The 20,977-nt window shown below is 64.1% G+C and carries 24 protein-coding genes and 1 tRNA gene; 17 read left to right on the top strand and 8 right to left on the bottom strand.

The window, feature by feature from the left end:
- Positions 1 to 115 precede the first annotated feature (115 nt).
- Genes rpiB through OO12_RS18095 form a run of 6 tightly spaced genes read left to right on the top strand, consistent with a single transcriptional unit; the run spans position 116 to position 3,797 of the window.
- On the top strand, positions 116 to 586 hold the full coding sequence (gene rpiB / locus OO12_RS18120; RefSeq protein WP_034160128.1) for a ribose 5-phosphate isomerase B: 471 nt from the start codon (positions 116 to 118) through the stop codon (positions 584 to 586).
- Positions 583 to 1,899, top strand: a complete 1,317-nt coding sequence (gene glyA, locus OO12_RS18115) for a serine hydroxymethyltransferase (protein ID WP_034160127.1) — start codon at positions 583 to 585, stop codon at positions 1,897 to 1,899. Before rpiB ends, glyA begins: the two co-directional genes overlap by 4 nt.
- 4 nt (positions 1,900 to 1,903) lie before the next feature.
- Entirely contained in the window at positions 1,904 to 2,233 is a 330-nt protein-coding gene (locus OO12_RS18110; protein ID WP_034160126.1) for a hypothetical protein, read from the top strand.
- A gap of 4 nt (positions 2,234 to 2,237) precedes the next feature.
- Complete coding sequence (gene nrdR, locus OO12_RS18105; protein ID WP_034160125.1) at positions 2,238 to 2,699, top strand: transcriptional regulator NrdR; 462 nt, start codon at positions 2,238 to 2,240, stop codon at positions 2,697 to 2,699.
- Complete coding sequence (locus OO12_RS18100) at positions 2,696 to 3,442, top strand: RNA methyltransferase (RefSeq protein WP_200887505.1); 747 nt, start codon at positions 2,696 to 2,698, stop codon at positions 3,440 to 3,442. The genes nrdR and OO12_RS18100 overlap by 4 nt, the downstream gene beginning before the upstream one ends.
- 43 nt (positions 3,443 to 3,485) lie before the next feature.
- The gene (locus OO12_RS18095) at positions 3,486 to 3,797 is read left to right on the top strand and encodes a hypothetical protein (protein WP_152616511.1); all 312 of its coding nucleotides are present in this window, start codon (positions 3,486 to 3,488) and stop codon (positions 3,795 to 3,797) included.
- Between the two features lie 30 nt (positions 3,798 to 3,827).
- Here the strand turns inward: OO12_RS18095 and OO12_RS18090 are convergent, their stop codons facing one another.
- Positions 3,828 to 4,133, bottom strand: coding sequence for a chorismate mutase (locus tag OO12_RS18090; protein ID WP_034160123.1), 306 nt, complete (start codon positions 4,131 to 4,133; stop codon positions 3,828 to 3,830).
- Positions 4,134 to 4,376: 243 nt separating this feature from the next.
- Here OO12_RS18090 and rpsD point away from each other — a divergent pair, with 243 nt between their 5' ends.
- Entirely contained in the window at positions 4,377 to 4,991 is a 615-nt protein-coding gene (gene rpsD, locus OO12_RS18085; protein ID WP_034160122.1) for a 30S ribosomal protein S4, read from the top strand.
- A gap of 57 nt (positions 4,992 to 5,048) precedes the next feature.
- Here rpsD and OO12_RS18080 read toward each other — a convergent pair whose 3' ends face one another.
- Positions 5,049 to 7,025, bottom strand: a complete 1,977-nt coding sequence (locus OO12_RS18080; protein ID WP_052216017.1) for an alpha/beta hydrolase family protein — start codon at positions 7,023 to 7,025, stop codon at positions 5,049 to 5,051.
- Between the two features lie 132 nt (positions 7,026 to 7,157).
- Between OO12_RS18080 and OO12_RS18075 the strand changes: the two genes are divergently transcribed.
- Both OO12_RS18075 and OO12_RS18070 read left to right on the top strand, forming a co-directional pair.
- Entirely contained in the window at positions 7,158 to 8,789 is a 1,632-nt protein-coding gene (locus OO12_RS18075) for a M28 family metallopeptidase (protein ID WP_034160120.1), read from the top strand.
- Positions 8,790 to 8,799: 10 nt separating this feature from the next.
- Positions 8,800 to 9,774 (top strand): agmatine deiminase family protein, encoded by a 975-nt coding sequence (locus OO12_RS18070; protein WP_034160119.1) that lies wholly within the window; start codon positions 8,800 to 8,802, stop codon positions 9,772 to 9,774.
- A 39-nt stretch (positions 9,775 to 9,813) separates the two neighbouring features.
- On the opposite strand, the gene OO12_RS18065 is transcribed toward OO12_RS18070, so the two are convergent.
- Together OO12_RS18065 and OO12_RS18060 are read right to left on the bottom strand one after the other, a co-directional pair.
- A complete protein-coding gene (locus OO12_RS18065) occupies positions 9,814 to 10,182 on the bottom strand; it encodes a GFA family protein (protein WP_034160118.1) in 369 nt (122 codons plus the stop codon).
- Positions 10,179 to 10,577: a low affinity iron permease family protein gene (locus OO12_RS18060; protein ID WP_034160117.1), complete on the bottom strand. Its 399-nt coding sequence runs from the start codon at positions 10,575 to 10,577 to the stop codon at positions 10,179 to 10,181. The genes OO12_RS18065 and OO12_RS18060 overlap by 4 nt, the downstream gene beginning before the upstream one ends.
- Before the next feature lie 50 nt (positions 10,578 to 10,627).
- Between OO12_RS18060 and aguB the strand changes: the two genes are divergently transcribed.
- Both aguB and OO12_RS28670 read left to right on the top strand, forming a co-directional pair.
- A complete protein-coding gene (gene aguB / locus OO12_RS18055; protein WP_034160116.1) occupies positions 10,628 to 11,476 on the top strand; it encodes an N-carbamoylputrescine amidase in 849 nt (282 codons plus the stop codon).
- A gap of 40 nt (positions 11,477 to 11,516) precedes the next feature.
- Positions 11,517 to 11,660, top strand: a complete 144-nt coding sequence (locus tag OO12_RS28670; RefSeq protein WP_160296841.1) for a hypothetical protein — start codon at positions 11,517 to 11,519, stop codon at positions 11,658 to 11,660.
- A 307-nt stretch (positions 11,661 to 11,967) separates the two neighbouring features.
- On the opposite strand, the gene OO12_RS28155 is transcribed toward OO12_RS28670, so the two are convergent.
- From OO12_RS28155 to OO12_RS18040, 3 genes are all read right to left on the bottom strand, one after another.
- Positions 11,968 to 12,204 carry a hypothetical protein gene (locus OO12_RS28155; protein ID WP_152616510.1) on the bottom strand — a complete coding sequence of 79 codons (237 nt, stop codon included), beginning with the start codon at positions 12,202 to 12,204 and terminating at the stop codon, positions 11,968 to 11,970.
- 182 nt (positions 12,205 to 12,386) lie between these two features.
- Positions 12,387 to 12,731, bottom strand: a complete 345-nt coding sequence (locus OO12_RS18045; RefSeq protein ID WP_034160114.1) for a low molecular weight protein tyrosine phosphatase family protein — start codon at positions 12,729 to 12,731, stop codon at positions 12,387 to 12,389.
- Entirely contained in the window at positions 12,728 to 13,387 is a 660-nt protein-coding gene (locus OO12_RS18040) for a uracil-DNA glycosylase (RefSeq protein WP_034160113.1), read from the bottom strand. Before OO12_RS18040 ends, OO12_RS18045 begins: the two co-directional genes overlap by 4 nt.
- A gap of 23 nt (positions 13,388 to 13,410) precedes the next feature.
- Between OO12_RS18040 and folK the strand changes: the two genes are divergently transcribed.
- From folK to OO12_RS18020, 4 genes are all read left to right on the top strand, one after another.
- Positions 13,411 to 13,896, top strand: a complete 486-nt coding sequence (gene folK, locus OO12_RS18035) for a 2-amino-4-hydroxy-6-hydroxymethyldihydropteridine diphosphokinase (protein WP_034160171.1) — start codon at positions 13,411 to 13,413, stop codon at positions 13,894 to 13,896.
- A 27-nt stretch (positions 13,897 to 13,923) separates the two neighbouring features.
- A tRNA-Lys gene (locus OO12_RS18030) sits at positions 13,924 to 13,999 on the top strand.
- A 158-nt stretch (positions 14,000 to 14,157) separates the two neighbouring features.
- Positions 14,158 to 14,466: a hypothetical protein gene (locus OO12_RS18025; RefSeq protein WP_152616509.1), complete on the top strand. Its 309-nt coding sequence runs from the start codon at positions 14,158 to 14,160 to the stop codon at positions 14,464 to 14,466.
- A 61-nt stretch (positions 14,467 to 14,527) separates the two neighbouring features.
- Positions 14,528 to 15,277 carry a phosphatase PAP2 family protein gene (locus OO12_RS18020; RefSeq protein WP_082006623.1) on the top strand — a complete coding sequence of 250 codons (750 nt, stop codon included), beginning with the start codon at positions 14,528 to 14,530 and terminating at the stop codon, positions 15,275 to 15,277.
- On the opposite strand, the gene OO12_RS18015 is transcribed toward OO12_RS18020, so the two are convergent.
- Positions 15,260 to 16,090, bottom strand: a complete 831-nt coding sequence (locus tag OO12_RS18015) for an HpcH/HpaI aldolase/citrate lyase family protein (RefSeq protein WP_034160169.1) — start codon at positions 16,088 to 16,090, stop codon at positions 15,260 to 15,262. The two genes, OO12_RS18020 and OO12_RS18015, sit on opposite strands and share 18 nt — an antisense overlap.
- A gap of 280 nt (positions 16,091 to 16,370) precedes the next feature.
- Between OO12_RS18015 and OO12_RS18010 the strand changes: the two genes are divergently transcribed.
- Positions 16,371 to 18,521: a TonB-dependent receptor gene (locus OO12_RS18010; RefSeq protein WP_034160168.1), complete on the top strand. Its 2,151-nt coding sequence runs from the start codon at positions 16,371 to 16,373 to the stop codon at positions 18,519 to 18,521.
- Positions 18,522 to 18,685: 164 nt separating this feature from the next.
- Positions 18,686 to 20,833 (top strand): TonB-dependent receptor, encoded by a 2,148-nt coding sequence (locus OO12_RS18005; protein ID WP_200887504.1) that lies wholly within the window; start codon positions 18,686 to 18,688, stop codon positions 20,831 to 20,833.
- The last annotated feature ends 144 nt before the right edge of the window (positions 20,834 to 20,977 follow it).

Below are 20,977 nucleotides of genomic sequence, written 5' to 3'. Positions count from 1 at the left end.
CGTCCGCTCGAATGCTTATGTCGGCCGCAAGGAGTTTTCCGGTGTGGCGTTCCGCGAACGCATTGCGTAAGAGCCGCCGCATCCGCTTCACCCGCTAGAGGAGCGCGCACCGTTCATGCGCATTGCCATCGCTTCCGATCATGCCGCGTTCGCGCTGAAAGTCGTGCTGGCCGCCTGGCTGCGCGATGAAGGGCATGAGGTGATCGACCTCGGCCCGGACAGCGACGCGCGGGTCGATTATCCCGATTTCGGTTACAAGCTCACCGAAGCGGTCGCCGCCGGCAACGCGGAACGCGGTGTCGCTTTGTGCGGCTCGGGCATCGGCATCTCGATCGCGGTCAACCGCAATCCGGCGGTGCGCTGCGCGCTGGTCGGCGAACCGCTATCGGCGGCGCTCGCCCGCGAACATAATGACGCCAATGTCGTTGCGCTCGGCGCGCGCCTGACCGGCGAGGACATGGCCAAGGCCTGCATCACCGCTTTCCTGACCACGGGCTTTGCCGGTGGCCGCCACACCGACCGGGTCGCAAAACTCGGCCATTCCCCATTTCCGTCCCCATCCCCATCCGAGGAGCACACAGCATGAGCACCAATCCGCGCACCCTGAGCGATGTTCAGCCCGATGGCTTCTTCACCCGCGGCCTGGCCGAGGCCGACCCGGCCGTGTTCGCGGGAATCGAGCATGAACTGACGCGCGAACAGACGCAGATCGAGCTGATCGCATCGGAGAATATCGTCTCCAAGGCAGTGCTGCAGGCGCAGGGGTCGGTCTTCACCAACAAATATGCCGAGGGCTATCCCGGCAAGCGCTATTATCAGGGCTGCCACCCGTCGGACGAAGTCGAGACGCTGGCGATCGAGCGCGCCAAGCAGCTGTTCGGCTGCGCCTTCGCCAATGTCCAGCCGCATTCGGGCGCGCAGGCCAATGGCGCGGTGATGCTTGCGCTGGTCAAGCCGGGCGAGACGATCATGGGCCTCAGCCTCGATGCCGGCGGCCACCTGACGCACGGTGCCAAGGCGGCGATGTCGGGCAAATGGTTCAACGCGGTGGCCTATGGCGTCGATCCGGTCACGCATCTGATCGATTTCGACCAGGTCCGCGCGCTGGCGCAAGAGCATAAGCCCAAGCTGATCATCGCCGGCGGGTCGGCTTATCCGCGCGAGATCGACTTTGCGACCTTCCGGACGATCGCCGATGAAGTCGGTGCGATCTTCATGGTCGATATGGCGCATTTCGCCGGGCTGGTCGCCGGCGGCGTCCATCCCTCGCCACTGCCGCACGCCCATGTCGTCACCACCACCACGCACAAGACGCTGCGCGGTCCGCGGGGCGGCGCGGTGTTCACCAATGACGAGGCGATCGCCAAGAAGATCAACTCGGCGGTGTTCCCCGGCCTGCAGGGCGGTCCGCTGATGCATGTCATCGCCGCCAAGGCGGTGGCGTTCGGCGAAGCGCTGCAGCCCGATTTCAAACTCTATGCCGCGGCAATCGTCGAGAATGCCAAGATCCTCGCCGCGACCCTCAAGGAACGCGGCGCGGAAGTCGTCTCGGGCGGGACCGACACGCATCTCGCGCTGATCGACCTGTCGCCGCTCGGCGTGACCGGCAAGGATGCCGATGAAGCGCTCGAGCGCGCCGGCATCACCTGCAACAAGAACGGCATCCCCAACGATCCGCTGCCGCCGACCAAGACCAGCGGCATCCGCGTCGGATCGCCCGCCGGCACCACGCGCGGCTTCGGCCCGGCCGAATTCCGTGAGATCGGCAATATGGTCGCTGATGTGCTCGACGGCCTGCGCAAGAATGGTGAAGCCGGCGATGCACAGGTCGAGGCCAATGTCCGCGAGCGCGTCCTTGCCTTGTGCGCGCGCTTCCCAATCTATCCCGAGGGCATGTGAGCTGATGAAGTGCCGGGCGTGCAACACGACCATCGCCAGGACCGCGCGGTTCTGCGCACAATGCGGCGTGACCGTCGTGGAAGGCGCGTCGCCGGCCAGGCCGGACCCGGCGCATGTGTCGGACGGCGCGATCGATGACGATATCCGTGCCGCACGTGCCTTTGCCGCCGATGCGCGCGCGCGCCATGCCCGGCCCGATACGCTGGGATCAAGCATGGCCAAGGGCGCGGCGATCGGGGCGGTGGTGGCATTGCCGGTGCCGTTGATCGGCCCGCTGGCCGGGGCGGTGGTCGGTGCCGGCGTCGCCGCGTTCCAGAAACTGACAAAGGACTGATTTTTTGCGTTGCCCCTTTTGCGGACATGAAGACAGCCAGGTAAAGGACAGCCGTCCGACCGAAGATGGTGCGGCGATCCGCCGCCGGCGGCAATGCGAGGGTTGCGCGGCGCGCTTCACCACCTTCGAACGCATCCAGTTGCGCGAACTCTATGTGTTGAAAAGCGAGGACAAGCGCGAACCGTTCGACCGTGAAAAGCTGCTGCGCTCGGTGTCGATCGCGGCGCGCAAGCGGCCGATCGATGCGGTACGGATCGAGAAGCTGGTGTCCGGCATCCAGCGGCAGTTGGAAACGCAGGGCGAGAATGAAGTCCATTCGCAGCGCATCGGCGAGATGGTGATGGAAGGGCTGAAAGGCCTGGATTCGGTCGCCTATATCCGCTTCGCCAGCGTCTATAAGGATTTCCGCGAAGCGCGCGATTTCGAGGAATTCGCCGGCAATGTGAGCGAGGTGGGCAAGGGGTGAACGCCAAGCTGGCCCCACCCCCGGTCATCGTCCTGGTCCGCCCGCAACTGGGCGAGAATATCGGCAAGGCGGCGCGCGCGATGCTCAATTTCGGGCTGACCGAGATGCGCCTGGTCGCGCCGCGCGACGGCTGGCCCAATCCGTCCGCCGGCCCGGCCGCGAGCGGCGCCGATATCGTGCTCGAACAGGCTCGTGTGTTCGACAGCGTCGCCGACGCGGTGGCGGATTGCGCCCAGGTCTATGCCACCACGGTACGCAAGCGCGGCGTGACCAAGCCCGTCGTCACACCCGAACGCGCCGCCACAGATATCCATGCCGCGCCGGTACGCTCGGCGATCCTGTTCGGACCGGAGCGATCGGGACTGGAAACCGACGATGTCGCGCTGGCACGCACGATCATCACCGTGCCGATCAATGCCGAATTCGGATCGCTCAACCTCGCCCAGGCGGTAATTCTGGTCGCCTATGAATGGTCGAAGGGAACGGTGCTTGCATCGCCCCCGGAAACCGAACTGCCCGACCCGGCTCCGCATGAAGAACTGGAAGGAATGATCCTGCAGCTCGATGCGATGCTTGAGGCGGCGCATTTCTTCTATCCACCCGATCGCACCCCGGTGACGAAGCGGACGCTGCGCACGCTGCTGACCAAGCCCGGCTGGTCGAGCCAGGAGGTCAGAACCTTTCGCGGCGTGCTGAGCGCTTTGGCCGGCGCGAAGAAGGCGAAGCCGCCGCGTCAATCCTGACATCCGGTTGCCGCAAAACCGACATCCCTGCAAAGATGTAGATATGTCCTTCCGCCAGCGAGCCATTGGCATTATGGCGCTGTCCGATTCTGTAGTGGAGAGCTTGATGAAACTGCTTATCGCCTCGGCATTTGTCCTTGCTTCGCCTGCCATGGCTCAGACGGCAACGGCTGAACAGCCTGCCACGACCGCCAGCCAGCCGGCGCCCGCAAAGGTCGAAAGCGAGCGTAAAATCTGCCGCAATGACCCCCGTTCGGAGACGCGCATCTCCAAGAAGATCTGCAAGACGGCGGCGGAATGGCACGAGCAGAGCCGGTCGACCAATGGCGGCATCAACACGCTGCGCGATAACTGATCCGCGATCGGGGCGGTCGACCGGCGCTTCTCAACGCCGGTCGAACGCCACCATCTCATACGCGATCGACGCTTCGACGAGCTGATCCCAAAGCTGGCCGATTGCCGCAACCGGCAACCCCGCCGCCTCGGCGGCAGCCCGGGCATTGGCGATGACCTGCGACTTGCGCGCTTCGTCTCGCACTGCGTTGCGATCCGGCTTGATGCGCGCTGCCGCGTCCATATAGGCGAAGCGGCGCGCGAGCAGGGCGATCAGTTCGCGGTCGACCTGATCGACGCCATGGCGCACCTCGATCATCGTCGTGCAGTCGGCACCGGCAAGAATGGTATCGTTCATGCGCACGCTCTTGGCGAGCCCGCGGACGACTGTCCAGCGCGACTCCGCTCAAACCTGAATCCCCCTAAACTTGACTCGGCGACATACCCCCGCTAACCGCCCGCCTTCGCAAAAGGCCCCGCACCCCGGTGAAGCGGTGGCCCCGATCGAACCCCAGGGTTCGACGGAGCGATGACCGGGTATCGATCAGCCTAGCTTCACAGCGACGCCGGTCTTGTTGTTGGCACTTGCAAGGAATTACACATGTCGAAGCGTTCAAGCGCAAAGTACAAGCTCGATCGCCGGATGGGCGAGAATATCTGGGGCCGTCCCAAGTCGCCCGTCAACAAGCGCGAATATGGTCCCGGCCAGCACGGCCAGCGCCGCAAGGGCAAGGTTTCCGATTTCGGCATCCAGCTGCGCGCCAAGCAGAAGCTCAAGGGCTATTATGGCGACGTGACCGAAAAGCAGTTCCGTGCCTGCTATCATGAAGCAGCGCGGATGAAGGGCGATACCGGCCAGAACCTGATCGGCCTGCTCGAACAGCGTCTCGACATGATCGTCTATCGCGCCAAGTTCGCACCGACCGTGTTCGCCGCGCGCCAGCTCGTTTCGCATGGCCACATCCGCGTCAACGGCGTGAAGTGCAACATCGCGTCGCGCCGCTGCTTCCCGGGCATGGAAATCACGCTTGGATCGAAGGCGCAGGAAATGGCGCTGGTGATGGAAGCACAGGGTCTCGCCGAGCGCGAAATCCCCGATTACGTCGCACCCGACGGCAATGCGAAGGTGACCTTCACCCGCGTGCCGACGCTCGACGAAGTGCCCTATCCGGTGAAGATGGAACCGAATCTGGTGGTCGAGTTCTACTCGCGCTAACGTTTCATTCCGACGAATTCAAAGAAGGGCGGTCCTGTCGGGGCCGCCCTTTTTCGTTCACAGGCCAAGCGATTGCCGCAGGAAGGTGTTGGCCTTGTCGAGCATCATCGCGCGTGCCTCACCGTCATCGAGTTGATGATCGAGCCCCTTGAACTCGACCAGTTCGGCCTGCCCGCCCGCTTCCTTCATCTGTCTCGCCATCAGTCGCGACTGCCCGATACCGACATTGCGGTCCTGGTCGCCGTGGAACATCAACACAGGCGCCTTGATCCGGCTCGCGTTGCGCGCTGGTGACCCCTGTACGACATGGGCGCCGTGGCCGATAAAGGCATCGACCATCGTGAAATTGGTGAAGCCCTGTGACTCGGCGCGCAGCGTCTCCAGATCGGTCACCGGCGCGATCGCGACGATTGCCTTGAACAACGCCGCATCGAGCACTGACGATTGCAGCGCGGCATAGCCGCCATAGGACCAGCCGACGATCGCCAGCTTGCCCGGCGCGGCAATCCCCTGGCTCGTCAGCCAGCGCCCGCCATCGTTCACGTCACCAACCGCGGTACGCCATGACTGGAAGCCGTTTTTGTTGAACCACGCCTCGCCATAACCAGCCGAGCCGCGGAAATTCGGCTGGAGCACGGCAAAGCCACGAGCCGCGAAATACTGCGCAAGCCAGTCGAAACCCCATTCGTCTCTCGCGCCCGGCCCGCCATGCGGCATGACGATCGACGGCAGATTCTTGCCATCACTCCCCGGCGGAAGTGTCAGATAGGCGGGAATTTGCGTCCCATCCGCCGCAGCGAACGTGATCGCCTTGACGCTTGCGAGCGCGGTCTGGGCAAGCAGCGGCCGCACCGGCATCACCTCTGCAAGACCCCGGGTCACTTTGTCATAGACATAATAGGCGCCGGGGTTCGTATCGCCGCCCGCGAACAGCAAAAGCTTGCTCTCATCGCTATTGGCGTCAACGAAACTGATCAGCGGCTGTCCCGGCAACGCCTTGGCCAAAGCCACACCAAGCTTGCGCAGGGCAGGATCGAAGAACTCGGTTTGCCGCCGATCGGTCACATAGCTTACGCCAACAACGCGGTTCTGGCGGCCAATTCGCACCAATCCATCGACATCATCACGCGCCGCCACCAGATCGCGCTTCAACGTCGCGTCGAGCGCGACACTGAAGAGCGCGGTACGCCCCTGATGATTGTCGAAGCCATAGGCCACGTTCAATTTGCGATCGACTGCCCAGGGGTTGAACCCCGTCGTCGTGCCGGCGTCGATCACCAGGTTACCGAGCGGTTCCCAATCCTTTTTGTCCGGCACGCGATAGAAATATTTGATCGTCTTGCCGTCATAGCCGCTTGCTGTCCTCGGCCGCATTCCCATGATGCGAACCTTGCCCAGGCCGTCGGTGATATATTCCACCGCGTCGGCCCGGGGCGGCTCGACCCCCTTGCGCGACAGGGTGGCAATATTGACCTGTTCGACGCCAAGCCCGTCGCGGGTGCTGGCGATATTGGTGCCAATGGTCCTTTCCGGGACATATTGGCGCGTCAGCAAGGCCGTACCCTCGGCGCCGTCCGGGACCCAGTCGATGATCTCGCCGCCATTCTGCATGATGTCGAGAGCCCGCGAGCTGCCATCGACGCTCAGCAGCTTGACGGCACCGCTGTTGCTGTCGACCGTAACGAGGCGCGAGAAAGTGAGCCGGTCGCCGCTGGGACCAGCCTCATACATGTAAATCTTGCAGATCAGGGCGGCGTTGGTCGACCAATGACAGTCGCTCAACTTGTCGTCCTTCCCGGACGCCGCGATGAGCCGCTTCGGGTCGCCCCCTTTGACGAGATCCCCGATCATCAGCACGCTGCCTCGCCCCACCGGCGCGATGAACGCGACCCGTGTTCCATCGGGCGACAGGCTGATCTGCTGGATCGCCTCGCGCGCGCCGAAACGCGCCGCGACATCATCGGCCGCCAAGGCCGGCCCCGACACCAGGACACAGGAAAATGCCGCCGCCAGGACCGCCGCTGATCTCTTCATACTGATAACCCCCCGATTGATCCGCTTACCCTAATGACGCCCACCGGGCGGTCAACGCGAATGCGGGGTGAAGTCTTGCGCGGGGCGTTTGCGACTGCCAAACGGTCGCCTCACCGATCGGAGCCCTCGCCCATGCGTGTTGCCACAGCCGCCCTGCTTCTTGCCGTCGCCGCCCCCGCCTGGGCAGAGAACAAGCCCGACATTTCGCTCCAGACGCTGAAGGACGTGACGCAAACCCTGTCGTCGGATGCCTTTGAGGGCCGCAAGCCCACCACCCCGGCCGAGGACAAGACGACCGCCTATATCGTCGAACGCTTCAAAAAGGCCGGCCTCAAACCCGCCAACAAGGGCAGCTGGTACCAGGACGTGCCGCTGGTCGAGATTACCGCCAACAATGTGACGCCGATGACCTTCACCGGTGGCAAGACCCCGGTTTCGGCCGCCTATCGCACCGACCTGGTCATCGGCACCTATCGCGTCACGCCCAAGGTCGCGATCAAGGACAGCGACGTGGTCTTTGTCGGGTACGGCATCAACGCGCCCGAACGCGGCTGGAACGATTATGCCGGGATCGATGTGAAGGGGAAGACCGTGATCATCCTGGTCAACGATCCCGACTGGCGGACGATGACGCTCGACGGCGATTTCGGCGGCCGGGCAATGACCTATTATGGCCGCTGGACCTACAAGTTCGAGGAAGCCGCGCGGCAGGGCGCCGCCGCCGCGATCATCGTTCATGACACCGAACCCGCCGCTTATGGCTGGGGCGTGGTGCAATCGTCCTGGACCGGGCCGCAGCTCGAACAGGACACGCCCGGCAACCATATGGACCAGAGCGACGCGATCGGCTGGATCCAGAAGCCGGTCGCCGAAGCGCTGTTCGCCAGCGCGGGCCAGGATCTCGCCACTTTGTCCAGGGCAGCGGCGACCAAGGGCTTCAAGGCCGTCCCGCTCGGCGTGAAGGCGTCGGTGTCGTGGAGCAACACGATCCGCCGCCAGGCATCGAAGAATGTCGTCGGCATCCTGCCCGGCACCAGCAAGCCCGATGAGGTCGTGCTTTATTCGGCGCATTGGGATCACCTCGGCCATTGCGACGCGGTCAAGGGCGACGACATCTGCAATGGCGCGGTCGACAATGCCTCCGGCTCCGCGGGCCTTGTTGCCCTGGCCGAAGCCGCGGTGAAGGCGGGACCGGCCAAGCGCAGCCAGGTGTTCCTTGCCGTGACCGGCGAGGAATCGGGCCTGCTCGGCTCCAAATTCTATGCCGAGAACCCGATCTTCCCGCTCGCCAAGACGGTCGGCGGCGTGAACATGGACGGGCTCAACGTGATCGGCAAGGCGAAGGACTTCGTGCTGGTCGGCGCGGGCAAGTCGGAGCTCGAGGATCTGGTCAAGCCGATGGTCGCCGCCGAAGGCCGGGTCATCACGCTCGAAGCCAATCCCGAGCGCGGCTCCTATTACCGCTCCGACCATTTCAGCTTCGCCAAGCTCGGCGTGCCGATGCTGTATGGCGAAAGCGGCGAAGATCTGGTCGTCGGCGGAACGGCGGCAGGCAAGGCCGCGACCGAGGATTATATCATCAACCGCTATCACAAGCCGCAGGATGAATATGACGCCAAATGGGACTGGAATGGCGCGCTGTCCGACCTGCGAATCTATTACGGCCTCGGGCGTGAGCTGGCGCAGAGCGATCGCTGGCCCAACTGGTATCCCAGTGCCGAATTCCGCAGCATTCGTGACAAGAGCCGCGCGGCCACGAACTAAGGGATAGCCGATGCCGAAACGCATTACCCAGCCCGCCGAATGGGCTCGTCACAAGGCAGTGTGGATCGGCTTTCCCAGCCATCCCGAACTCTGGCTCGACGATCTCGAACCGGCGCGCGCGGAGGTCACCGCCTTTGCGCGCGCCGTCCATGCCGAGGGCCGGGGCGAGCGCGTCATCCTGGTGGCGGCCGATGAAGAGGCGGCCATAGCTGCTCGGGCGATGGCGAAGGACGTGGCCGACGTCGTGGTCGAACCGTTCGGCGATATCTGGCTGCGCGATACCGCGGCGATCATCCTCAGCGATCATAGCGGGCGCGACTTCGGCTTTAATGGCTGGGGCGGCAAATACGACTTGCCCGGCGACGATGATATCGGTTCCCGGCTCGCCGCGCGGCGCAATATCCGCACCGAGCGATGCGACTGGATCCTGGAGGGCGGCGCGATCGACAGCGACGGCACCGGCCTGGTCGTCACGACCGAGCAATGCCTGCTCAACCATAACCGCAATCCCGGCCTGTCGCGGACCGAGATCGAAGCGCGGCTGCGCGAGGATCTGGGCTTTTCGGAAGTGATCTGGCTCGGCGACGGGCTGATGCACGACCATACCGATGGCCATGTCGACAATCTCGCGCGCTTCGTCGCGCCGGGCAAGCTCGCCATCCCGGTGGCGGCGGACAATGACCCCAACTGGCTGGTCTATCAGCACGCCGCGCGCGCCGCGGCGCGGCATGAGGTCGAGATCGTGCCGATCCCCTCGCCCGGCCGCGTGCTGCGCGACGAGGAGATCGTACCGGCGAGCTATATGAATTTCTATATCGGCAATGCGACGGTGGTCGTGCCGCAATATGGCGCGCCGAACGACGCGGCGGCGGTGGTGGCGATCGGTGCGCTGTTCCCGGACCGCGAGACGGTCGGCCTGCATGCCGACCATATCCTGACCGGCGGCGGCAGCTTCCACTGCATCAGCCAGCAGATCCCGGGCTGATCAGCCCACCCGATAGACCCGTCTGATCAGCCCGCCCGATCAGCCCTGGGGGCTACCGATCACCCGGCGCGGCAAGGCCCGCGCGTCGATGCCGTCGATCAGCCGCGCATTGACGCCGACTTTCGCCCCGACGCCGCCGGGATAGCATTCCTCTTCCAGTCCCGGATGGATGCGCCAGCCGATCATCGCGCTGCAGTGCGAGCAGAAGCGGAAATCGAGCAGCCGGTCGCCCCATTGATAGATCGACAGCTCCGCTTCGCCCTGCGTGATGGCGAACTGGTCGGGCGGATAATAGCAGCATAGCGAGCCGAGCTTCGTACAGATCGAGCAATGGCATTCAGTCACCTCGACCGGCGGCGCCGGCACGGTGAAGCACACCGTCCCGCAATGGCAGCTGCCGACGGTCATAGCCGCGCCAGCATGCGCTCGATCGATTCGTGATGCGTCTCGTTATCGCCGCATTCGCGTTCGAGCATCGCCTTGATCTTCTCCAGTTCCTTTTCGGTCAGATGCTCGATGCCGATAAAGTCGGTGCGCGCTTCGATATTGGCGCGAATCAGTTCGTCGAGCTTGGCCTGGATCGCGCTGGCATCGCGATTCTGGGCATTCTGGATCAGGAACACCATCAGGAAGGTGACGATCGTGGTGCCGGTGTTGATCACCAGCTGCCAGGTGTCGGAATAGTGGAACACCGGCCCGGTAATGCCCCACACGACGACGATCAGGAACGCCAGCATGAACGCGGGCGGACGCCCCGCCCAGCTCGCCACTCTCTGCGCGACCGCTTCGAAAAACCGATCCATATCTTCGTCCCTCGATTTGAAACCGAACGCTGAACCGCTAAGTACGCTCCATGACCGAAATCACCGTCGCCGCGCTCCAGACTGCCTTCACCAACGATATGGACGCGAACATCGCCCATGTCTCCGACCTCGTGCGCGAAGCCGCGGGCAAGGGCGCGCAAGTGATCCTGCCGCCCGAATTGTTCGAAGGCGAATATTTCTGCCGCGTCGAGGATGAGGGGCTGTTCGCCAAGGCGAAGCCGACCGCCGAGCACAAGGCGGTGCTGGCGATGCAGAAACTCGCCGCCGAATTGCAGGTCTATATCCCGACCAGCTTCTTCGAGGCGGACGGGCCGCATCATTACAACAGCCTGGCGATGATCGGCCCCGACGGTGCGGTCATGGGCGTGTATCGCAAGAGCCATATCCCCGACGGGCCGGGATATGAGGAGAAATTCTATTTCCGTCCCGGCAATACCGGCTTCAAGGTCTGGCCGGGGCCCTCCGCCACGCTCGGCGTCGGGATCTGCTGGGATCAATGGTATCCCGAAACCGCGCGCGCGATGATGCTGATGGGTGCGGAGATCCTGTTCTACCCGACCGCGATCGGCAGCGAGCCGCACGACACCTCGCTCGACACCGCGCGGCTGTGGCGTCGCGCGATGGTCGGCCATGCCGTGTCGAACGTAGTGCCGATCGTCGCCGCCAACCGGATCGGCGTGGAACATGGGCAAACTTTCTACGGCACCAGCTTCATCGCCGACGAGCGCGGCGACATCCTGGCCGAGCTGGGCCGGGAGGAGACCGGCGTGATCACCGCGACGATCGACCTCGACCGGGTCAAGCGCCACCGCGCCGCTTTCGGCTTCTTCCGCGACCGGCGACCCGAGCTTTACGGGCGGCTGGTGCAGGATGTCTGAGCGGGATCGACAGATTGGGCGGCTGATATACGCCGCTCTTTTGCTGTCGGTCGTTATGGCGCTGGCTGCTCTCGCCAGCGCGTTGGTGGCGCCTTCCCCGACCCATAGCGTCGCAGCGCTGATCACGTTCGTCATCGCAGCCGCCATCGCCCTCACGGCGCGTCGGTGGTGGAACAGCTTCTAAGCATCAACCGAGCGGTTCCGGCGACGCGGCGTTTCGTGTCGGATTGGCTGACTGTTATCGAATAACGGCCAGCCAAACGGCCGGAACAGCCAGTGCAGGCTTACCAACAGTGAGAAAGAGCGGGGCGGGCCGCCATATCGAGGCCTGCTGAGCAACATTGGCTTGCGTGGAATCACCCCTCGCCGTTCGGGCTGAGCTTCTCGAAGCCCCGTTCTTTCTTGCAGCACAGGCAGCCGAAGAAGAACGGCCCTTCGACAAGCTCAGAGCGAACGGAAAGGTGAGTGGATCAACTCAGCTCGAAACCGCGCTAGCGGTTCGAGACGCGGGGTTGAATCGGCGGGATCATGTCGGTTCGAAACCGCAGCCTGTTGGTGCGCTGCGCCAGCGTTGCAAATTCCCGCAGTGACGGGAATCGCTGCGGGAAAATGCCTTTTCGAGCGTTCTGCGGGAATCTGCGGGAAAAGCTGCGGGAATTTTGATGGATCCGCACGGGAATTTTTGGGGTGTGCTGCGGGAATATCGGGAAATTGGGGGCGGTCGTCATGGCTGCGTGTTTTCCGGTTCTGCTGATTCAACTGGTCCGTCGGACAGGCTTTAACCGACGCGCGACACCCGCGCCGGAAACCCGTCATGACGCCCGTTGAAAGAGATCTGAATCGAACCGGGATGCCGCCGAATGCCGTTGGCGCGAAGGTTGGACAGATCGGCGGCGCGCACCGGCAGGATTTATTGGCCGGCGACGGGAGACACAGGAAGATAGCGCGCCATCTTCGCCTCGAGCAGGCGGATCAGTTCCGGTTGCATGAAGTCATAATCGTCCGGAATATCGAGGCTGATGATCCGCGTCGTCTTCAGCGCCGAACGAAAGCGCTTCTGTAGTTTGGTACGATGCACCTTCTCCATCACGAAGATCATATCCGCCCATTCGACCAGTTCGGCGGTGAGCGGGTTGTCGGCGTCGTGATTGGTGCCGGCCGACTCGACCTCCATGTCGGGCCGCGATGCGAAAATCTGTTCCGCGGTCGGGCTGCGCAGCCGGTTCTGGCTGCACACGAAAAGGATTTTCCTCATGCCGGCCGCAACTCCAGCGCCCGCGCGAACACCGCCTCGAACATCTCGGCGGTCAGCCGTCCGGTATTCTGATTGTAGCGCGAGCAGTGATAGCTATCGATCAGGATGCGCCCGTCGGGCACGCGGTGTTCCGCGAGATGCGCGAAGCGGCATTTGGGCAATTTGCCGCCGAGAATCTTCACCGCCGACTGGTGCGCGATCTGGCCGAGCGCGATGTACACGCGTGCCCTGGGCAATGCCGCCGCCTGGCCGGCGAGGAATGGACGGCAGGCGCGGATTTCCTCGGGTGTCGGCTTGTTCTGTGGCGGCAGGCATTTGACCGCGTTGATGATGATCGCGCCGTCGAGCCGGAGCGAGTCCTCCGGCGTGCCCTCATAAGTGCCGCTGGCCAGCCCGAACTTCGCCAGCGTGTCGAACAGCAGCGGCCCCGACCGATCGCCGGTAAAGGGCCGCCCGGTGCGGTTGGCGCCGTGCTTGCCCGGCGCGAGCCCGACGATCGCGAGCCAGCCATCGGGATCGCCGAACGCATTGACCGGCGCATTCCACCAATCGGGATGTTCGATGCGAAGATCGTCGCGAAAGGCAACGAGACGTGGGCAGCGCGGGCAATCATGCGGCGCTTCGGTGTGCGGAATCGGGCTGGGTGCGAAGTTCATCGAAAAGCGATACGCAGGTTGCCGTGCCGATCTCAACTTATGCCATTTCCATCGGGTCGAACCGCCCGGGCCGCCATGGCCGCCCCGAAGCCGAGGTAATCGCCGCGATCCGCCTCCTGCCGAACGTGGTGGCGGTGGCGCCGATCATCGCCAGCGCGCCGATCGGCCCGTCGATCCGGCGTTTCGCCAATACGGCCGTGCTGATCGAAACCCGCGACGATCCGCCCGCCTTGCTCGCGCGATTGAAAGCGATCGAGCGCGAATTCGGGCGACGGCGCGGGCAGCGCTGGGGCGCACGGGTGATCGACCTCGACATCATCCTGTGGTCGGGCGGCAGCTGGGGCGGGGCCGGCCTGACCGTCCCGCATATCGGCTTTCGCGCGCGTCGCTTCGTGCTCGATCCGCTGACCCGGATCGCACCCGGCTGGCGCGATCCGATCACCGGGCTGAGCGTGCGGCAGCTCGCTTACCGCCTGCGCGCGGTTGACCAGCGCGCCTCGCCCCCCTAACGCGCGTCACTTGCCCGGCATGTGTGGGGGCCCGTAGCTCAGTTGGTAGAGCAACGGACTTTTAATCTGTAGGTCTCGGGTTCGAATCCCGACGGGCCCACCATCGCCGAACACCGTGCAAAGCCTTGCGTTTTTGAAAGGCCTGCCTTCGTTGAACGTCTGTCGTTCCGACTTCGCATTTTCGCTGACATGGTTACGATGAAAAGCGGCCGAGTCATGAGGACCATGACCGCTTGCTCGGCATTTTGATGGATACGCCTCATGTCGGTCGTCACAGGAGTAATGTTGATCGTGATGTTTGGCGAGGATTACCCGTTGCAGCCAATACAGGACTGGCTGGCCGATCATTGCGACGGTGCTCAGCTTGTCGATGTCGCTGATCTGGCAGGCGGCTCAAAGCATCCGCAATTCCGGGCGATGGCCGCGGGCATTAATCATTTCGCGAACGTCAACGAGTTTGCGGCATTTGTGATGTCGCGCGACTGGTCGCAACCGGAGAACGTCATTCTGGTCCTGCAGCCGGAAGAGGGTACCACCGATGTATACCGGCCAGCGGGCTTTAATCTGTAGGTCTCCGGGTCGAATCCCGACAGCCCAGCCATCACCGCGAGAACAGCCATGATCGAGTCATATGATCGCTGAAGATCCGCTTCATGCCGAAGGCGCCGATGCCGTTGGACAGGTGCCCGGCGGCGTTCGGCAGCCACGCTGGTTGCTTGCCGCGGGCGGCGCGGTCGCGCTGGCGGCGCTGATCGTCACGCTGATCGGCCTGTTTGTCGATCGTGGCCATCGTTTCGCGTTCGATTCGGCGCTGCTGCTCGCCGCGCGGCATGGCGAGGCGCATGGCGTGCCGGTCGGCCCGTTCTGGATGAAGCAGGCGGCCATCGATGTGACGGCGCTGGGCGGCGAGACCGTGCTGGTGCTGATCGTCATCATCACTGCGGGCTTCCTGGCCGTGCGGCGGCTGTGGCTGACGATGTGGCTGGTGCTGGGCGGCACGATCAGCGGCTCGATCGCGGTCGGCATCGTCAAGTCGCTGGTCGGTCGCCCGCGCCCCGAGCTGACCGATCATCTCGTCCAGGTCAGCTCGGCCAGTTTCCCGAGCGGCCATGCCGCCAACAGCGCGATCATCTATCTGACCATCGCGACGCTGGTCATGCAGATCGCGCCAGGGAGCGGATCGCGCCGCTATATCCTGAGCGTCGCGGTGGTGCTGGTCACTGCGATCGGCATGAGCCGGGTCTATCTTGGCGTGCACTGGCCAAGCGATGTGCTTGGCGGCTGGGCATTCGGGACGCTGTGGGCGATCGGCTGGTGGGCGATCGGCGCCTGGGCCAGGCTCAGGCGCGCCGGGGTTTCGGTGTTACACCCCGGCGAGTAGCCGCTTCGCCGATTTCAGGTGCGGCGCGTCGACCATCTTGCCGTCGAGCGCCAGCGCCCCCGCTCCCGGGTTCGCGTCGAACAGGGCAACGACTTGGCGGGCATGCTCGATCTCCGCCGCGCTTGGCGTGAAGGCGGCGTTGATCACCGGCACCTGCGCCGGATGGATCGCCATCATGCCGGTAAAGCCGTCGCGCCGTGCCCGCGCGGCATAGGCGGCCAGGCCATCGAGATCGCGGAAATCGGGATAGACCGTCTCGATCGCCAGCACGCCCGCCGCATGCGCGCCGAACAGGGTGAGCGAGCGGGCGAGTTGATAGGGTGCGGTATAGCTGCCATCGGCCTCACGCGAGGTTGCCGCCCCGATCGCGGCGGGCAGATCCTCCGCGCCCCAGGTCAGCCCGGCGAGCCGGGAGGTGACGCCGCCATAGCTGCCCAGCGAAAAAATCGCCGCCGGCGTCTCGGTCGCGATCGGCAGGATCGCGATATCGCCCGACAGCCGCGCATCGAGCGCGGCGAGCGACGCCGCCCCTTCCGCCTTGGGCAGCAGCAGCCCGTCAGGGCCAGCCGGCAGGACAGCCGCCAGATCGTCGTCGATCAGCCCCGAATCGAGTGGATTGACCCGGACATAAAGCGTCGCGGTGCGCGGCCGGCGCAGAAATGCCGCCACCGCCGCACGCGCTTCGGGCTTCGCCGCCGGGCTGACCGAATCCTCCAGATCGAGGATCAGCACATCGGCGCCGAGTGCGAGCGCTTTCTCCATCCGGTCGGGACGATCGCCGGGAACGAACAGCAATGAGCGCAGGCGGGGCATGTGAATCTCCATATCGTGCGCCCAGGAACCGATCGACATCCGGCGGGACGGGCGGGCGCGACGCGTCTTTGCGGCACCGTGACCCCTGGAACAAGCCCGGGGGGCGGCCATGGGGTGCCGCCGGGGTCCGGGCTCGCCGCCGTCCGGCCTGGGGGGGTTTGAGCGCTGCCGTCCCGGTCCGGCGTCATAACAGCGCCAGTCCGGTTCCCAGCTGCGGCAAGCAGTATTGTGACCTTATAACATACCATTTATGGCGCGGATACGATATGAAAGGTTCGCCATGATCCGTTCTCTCCTGCTTGCCAGTGTTGCCGTTATTCTCGCTCAACCCGCACTCGCCCAGGAGGCGCCGCCCGCCGCTGATCCGCCCGCCGCAGCCGGCGCGCCGGCCAAAGCCGGCAAGATCGCCAATGATGGCCGCGACATCGTCGTGACCACGCGCCTCGATCGCGCCCGTGCCTCGATTCAGCCAAGCCTTGGCGCAACCACCTACACCATCACCAATGAGACGATTCAGGCGTTGCCGGGCGGCGACAATCAGCAATTGAACCAGATCCTGCTGCAACTGCCCGGCGTGGTGCAGGACGGGTTCGGCCAGTTCCATGTCCGCGACGATCACAACAACCTGCAATATCGCATCAACGGGACGATCCTGCCCGAAGGCGTCGCGGTGTTCGGCCAGACATTGTCGCCACGGCTGGTCGATCGCTTCGATCTGCGGACCGGCGCGCTGCCCGCGCAATATGGCCTGCGCACCGCCGGGATCATCGACATCACGACCAAGAGCGGCTTCAACAATGGCGGCGAGCTGTCGCTCTATGGCGGCAGTCACGGCACGATCGAGCCAAGCATCGAATATGGCGGATCGACCGGCGCGACGAATTATTACGTCACCGGCAGCTATCGCCACAGCGACCTGGGCATCGAGGCGGTCGATCCCGACCGAACCGCGCTGCACGACAAGACCAACCAGTATCAGGGCTTTGTCTATCTCGACCACACGCTGGACGAAGGCAATCGCGTGTCGTTCATCGGCGGCTATTCCGACCAGAGCTTCCAGATCCCCAATCCGCGCGGACTGCATCCCGACGGCACCTATAGCGTCGGGGGCGTGACCGATTTCCTCAGCGACAATCTCGACGAGCGGCAGCGTGAACGCACCGCGTTCGGCATTGCCAGCTTCCTGCACGACGCCGGGCCGGTGACGCTGCAGGCATCGCTGTTCGCGCGCTATTCGAGCTTGCGCTACACGCCGGACACGCTGGGCGAATTGCTGTTCAACGGTATTGCGCAAGCCGCGTTCAAGCAGGATTTCAGCGTCGGCGGACAGCTTGAGGGCGTCTATCGCGCCGGCGATGCGCACACATTGCGCGGCGGGGTGATCATCTCGCGCGATCGTGGCAACAGCCGGACGACAAGCCAGGTTTTCCCCGGCACGGTCGATGACAATGGCGATTTCCATCAGAGCGGCGAGCCGATCAGCATCGCCGATAATGGCGCGGCGACCGAATGGACGTACAGCGCCTATCTGCAGGACGAATGGAAATTGTCCCGGGCGCTGACGGTCAATTTTGGCGGCCGGTTCGATCATTATAATGGCTTCCGCGCCGAATCGCAGTTCTCGCCACGGATCAACGCGGTGCTGACCCCGATCCATGGGCTGACGCTCCATGCCGGTTATGCGCGTTATTTCTCACCCGCGCCGTTCGCCAATGTCGCGACGACCAGCGTCGCCAAATTCGTCAACACCAGCGCGGAAGCGCCGAACGGCCTGACATCGACGACGCCGTTCGCCGAGCGGCAGGATTATCTCGATATCGGCGCCGAACAGAAATTGGGCGATGTGACGATCGGCATCGATGCCTATCATCGCCGCTCGAAGAATCTGATCGATGAGGGACAGTTCGGTGCGCCGATCATCCTCACCCCGTTCAACTATGCCCATGGCCGGATCGACGGGGTGGAGGGCAATATCAGCTACGCGCATGGCGCATGGCAGATCTACGGCAATATCGCTTATGCCAAGGCGCAGGGCCAGACGATCGCATCGGGAGAGTTCAACTTCGACCCTGCCGATGTCGCCTATATCCAGAACCATTATATCTATCTCGACCATGACCAGACCTATACCGGGTCGGGCGGCGCGTCGTACCGCTTCAGCGACGGCACCAAATTGGGCACGAGCATGATCTATGGGTCGGGGCTGCGCAGGGATGGCGATGTGCCCAATGGCGGCAAGCTGCCGCCCTATGCCGTGTTCAATCTGACCGCGAGCCATCATTTCGCCGGCACCGGCCTGGAGGTTCGCGCCGACATCTTCAACGTCGCGGATCATGTCTACGAGATCCGCGACGGGTCCGGCATTGGCGTCGGCGCGCCGCAATTCGGCCAGCGGCGCGGTTTCTTCTTCGGCATCAGCGAGAAGATCTGACGGCGGTGGGGGCCGGTTGGGAGGACGTCGACCGGCCTCCATTGATCTGCGAAAAAATGAGCGGCGATGCGCGCAGCGTCGAGCCGTGCCGTCGCAACGACGAACGGCATTGATACTTAATATCATCTCATATATTGCGCCGCATCAAATAAGAAAGGGTCCTCATGATTCGTCCGCTCCTGCTTGCCAGTGCCGCCTTTGCCTTCGCTCAACCGGCGCTTGCCCAGGAAGGGCCCGCCGACACCGCCGCCCCCGCAAAGACAGCGAACGATGACAGCCGCGACATCATCATCACCGCGCCGTTCGAACAGAGCGAAGCCGATGTCCTGTCGGGCACGTCGGTTCTGTCCGGCGTGGAGCTGACCCGCAGCCTGAAGCCGACCATCGGTGAAACGCTCGCGCATCTGCCCGGCGTTTCCGCAACCTCGTTCGGCCCCAGCGCATCGCGCCCGATCCTGCGCGGCTTTCAGGGTGAACGTATCCGCGTGCTGACCGACGGGATCGGCTCGATCGACGTGTCCAACACCTCGGTCGATCACGCCGTGATCATCGATCCGCTGCTCGCCGAGCGCATCGAAGTGCTGCGCGGCCCCTCCGCCCTGCTGTTCGGCTCCTCGGCGGTCGGCGGCGTGGTCAACGTCATCGACACGCGCATCCCGCGCAGCGTGCCGGAAAAAGGCTATCGGCTCAGCGGCACCGCCACCTATGGCTCGGCGGCCAATGAGCGCACGATCGGCGGCGCGGGCGACGTCGCGGTCGGCCAGCACCTCGTGCTCCATGCCGATGGCTCCTATTCGAAGAGCGACGATTTGCGCATCGGCGGCTATGCCCTGACGCCGGAACGCCGCCGCGAAGCGCTGGCGACCAGCCTGTTGCCGGTCGACCCGGCGAATCCCGAACCGATCGATTATGCCGGCAATGCCGCGATCAAGGGCAAGCTGCCCAATTCGGCGAGCGAGACCTGGACCGCCGGCGTCGGCGCGTCGATCATCACCGACACGGGCAATCTCGGCATTTCCTACAGCCATTATGACAGCCTGTACGGCGTGCCGATCCGCTATGCGACCTTGCCCGGCGAAGGCCAGGAAGCGCCGCGTTTGTCGGTCGTGCAGAACCGCTTCGACCTGCGTGGCGAAGTCGATACCGGCGGTGGTTTCCTCGACAAGATCAAGATCCGCGCCGGCCAGGCAAGCTATCGCCACTTCGAACTGGAACAGGATGGTTCGGTCGGCACCGCTTTCTACAACAAGGGCCTGGAGGGCCGGCTTGAAGTGATCCAGGCCGATCATGGCGGCTGGAAGGGCGCATCGGGCGTGCAATTCTTCAACCGCATCTTCAACGTGAAGGGCGACGAAGCGTTCCTGCCCAAGAACGAAACCAACCAGACCGGCTTCTTCACGCTGCAGCAGCTCGATCTCGGCGCGTTCAAGGCCGAAGGCGGCCTGCGCTATGAACTGACCGATGTCGCGTCGCGCACGCCAGTCGACGATCTGCGCTTCTTCCGCGGCAGCCGCCATTTCGAGGCGCTGTCGGGGTCGATCGGTGCGTCCTACGGCCTGAGCGACGGGATCCGCATCGGCCTCAACCTGTCGCACACCGAACGCGCGCCATCGGCGGAGGAATTGTTCGCCAATGGCGGCCATGCCGGAACGCAAGCCTATGAACTGGGCAGCGCCGATTTCCGGCTCGAAAAGAGCTGGGGGCTGGAAGCCACGCTGCACGCACATGGCGAAGGCTTCAGCTTCGACGCCTCGGCCTATTACAATAAATTCTCCAACTATATCTCGGAGACTCAAGTCAACCAGGCGGTGTGCGAAGCCGCCGCGGCGCCTAGCGGCCGCGAGGTCGAATTCCCCTGCTTCCAGTTCAGCCAGGCCGATGCACGCTATTACGGCGTCGAAGCGCAGGGGTCGGTCGTGCTGGCGCGGATCGGCACCTACAAGATCAATGCCGACCTGCTGGGCGATTATGTCCATGCCAATATCGTCGACCAGGGTCCGATCCCGCGGATCCCCGCACCGCGCATTCTGGGCGGGCTCGAGGCGCAATCCGACCGCCTCACCGGCCGGATCGAAGCCGAGCGCGTCTTCGACCAGAATCGCGTGACCAATTTCGAGACCCCGACCAAGGGCTATACCATGGTCAACGCCTCGATCTCGTTCAGCCCGTTCGGCGCGGACAACAAGACCACGCTCAACATCAGCGCCAACAACATCTTCGATGTCGATGCGCGCCGCCATGCGAGCTTCCTGAAGGACTTCGCGCCGCTCGCCGGGCGCGACATCCGGGCGACGCTGCGCTTCAGCCTGTAGGGCCGATCGCCCTGGGCACAACCTGCATGCCCGTATCGCCGCCGCCCCGGACCAGTGCCGGGGCGAACGGCGCGACAGATTGATCGCGTGAGCCGCAACGGCGCAGCGCATGCCGGTGCCGGTCGGCATTCAGGATGAGCGCGC

Source organism: Sphingomonas sp. ERG5 (assembly GCF_000803065.1).
In the GTDB taxonomy this organism is placed as follows: Bacteria; Pseudomonadota; Alphaproteobacteria; order Sphingomonadales; family Sphingomonadaceae; genus Sphingomonas.
The sequence above is the reverse complement of the archived record's forward strand: the minus strand, read 5'-3'. Positions and strand labels throughout refer to the sequence as shown.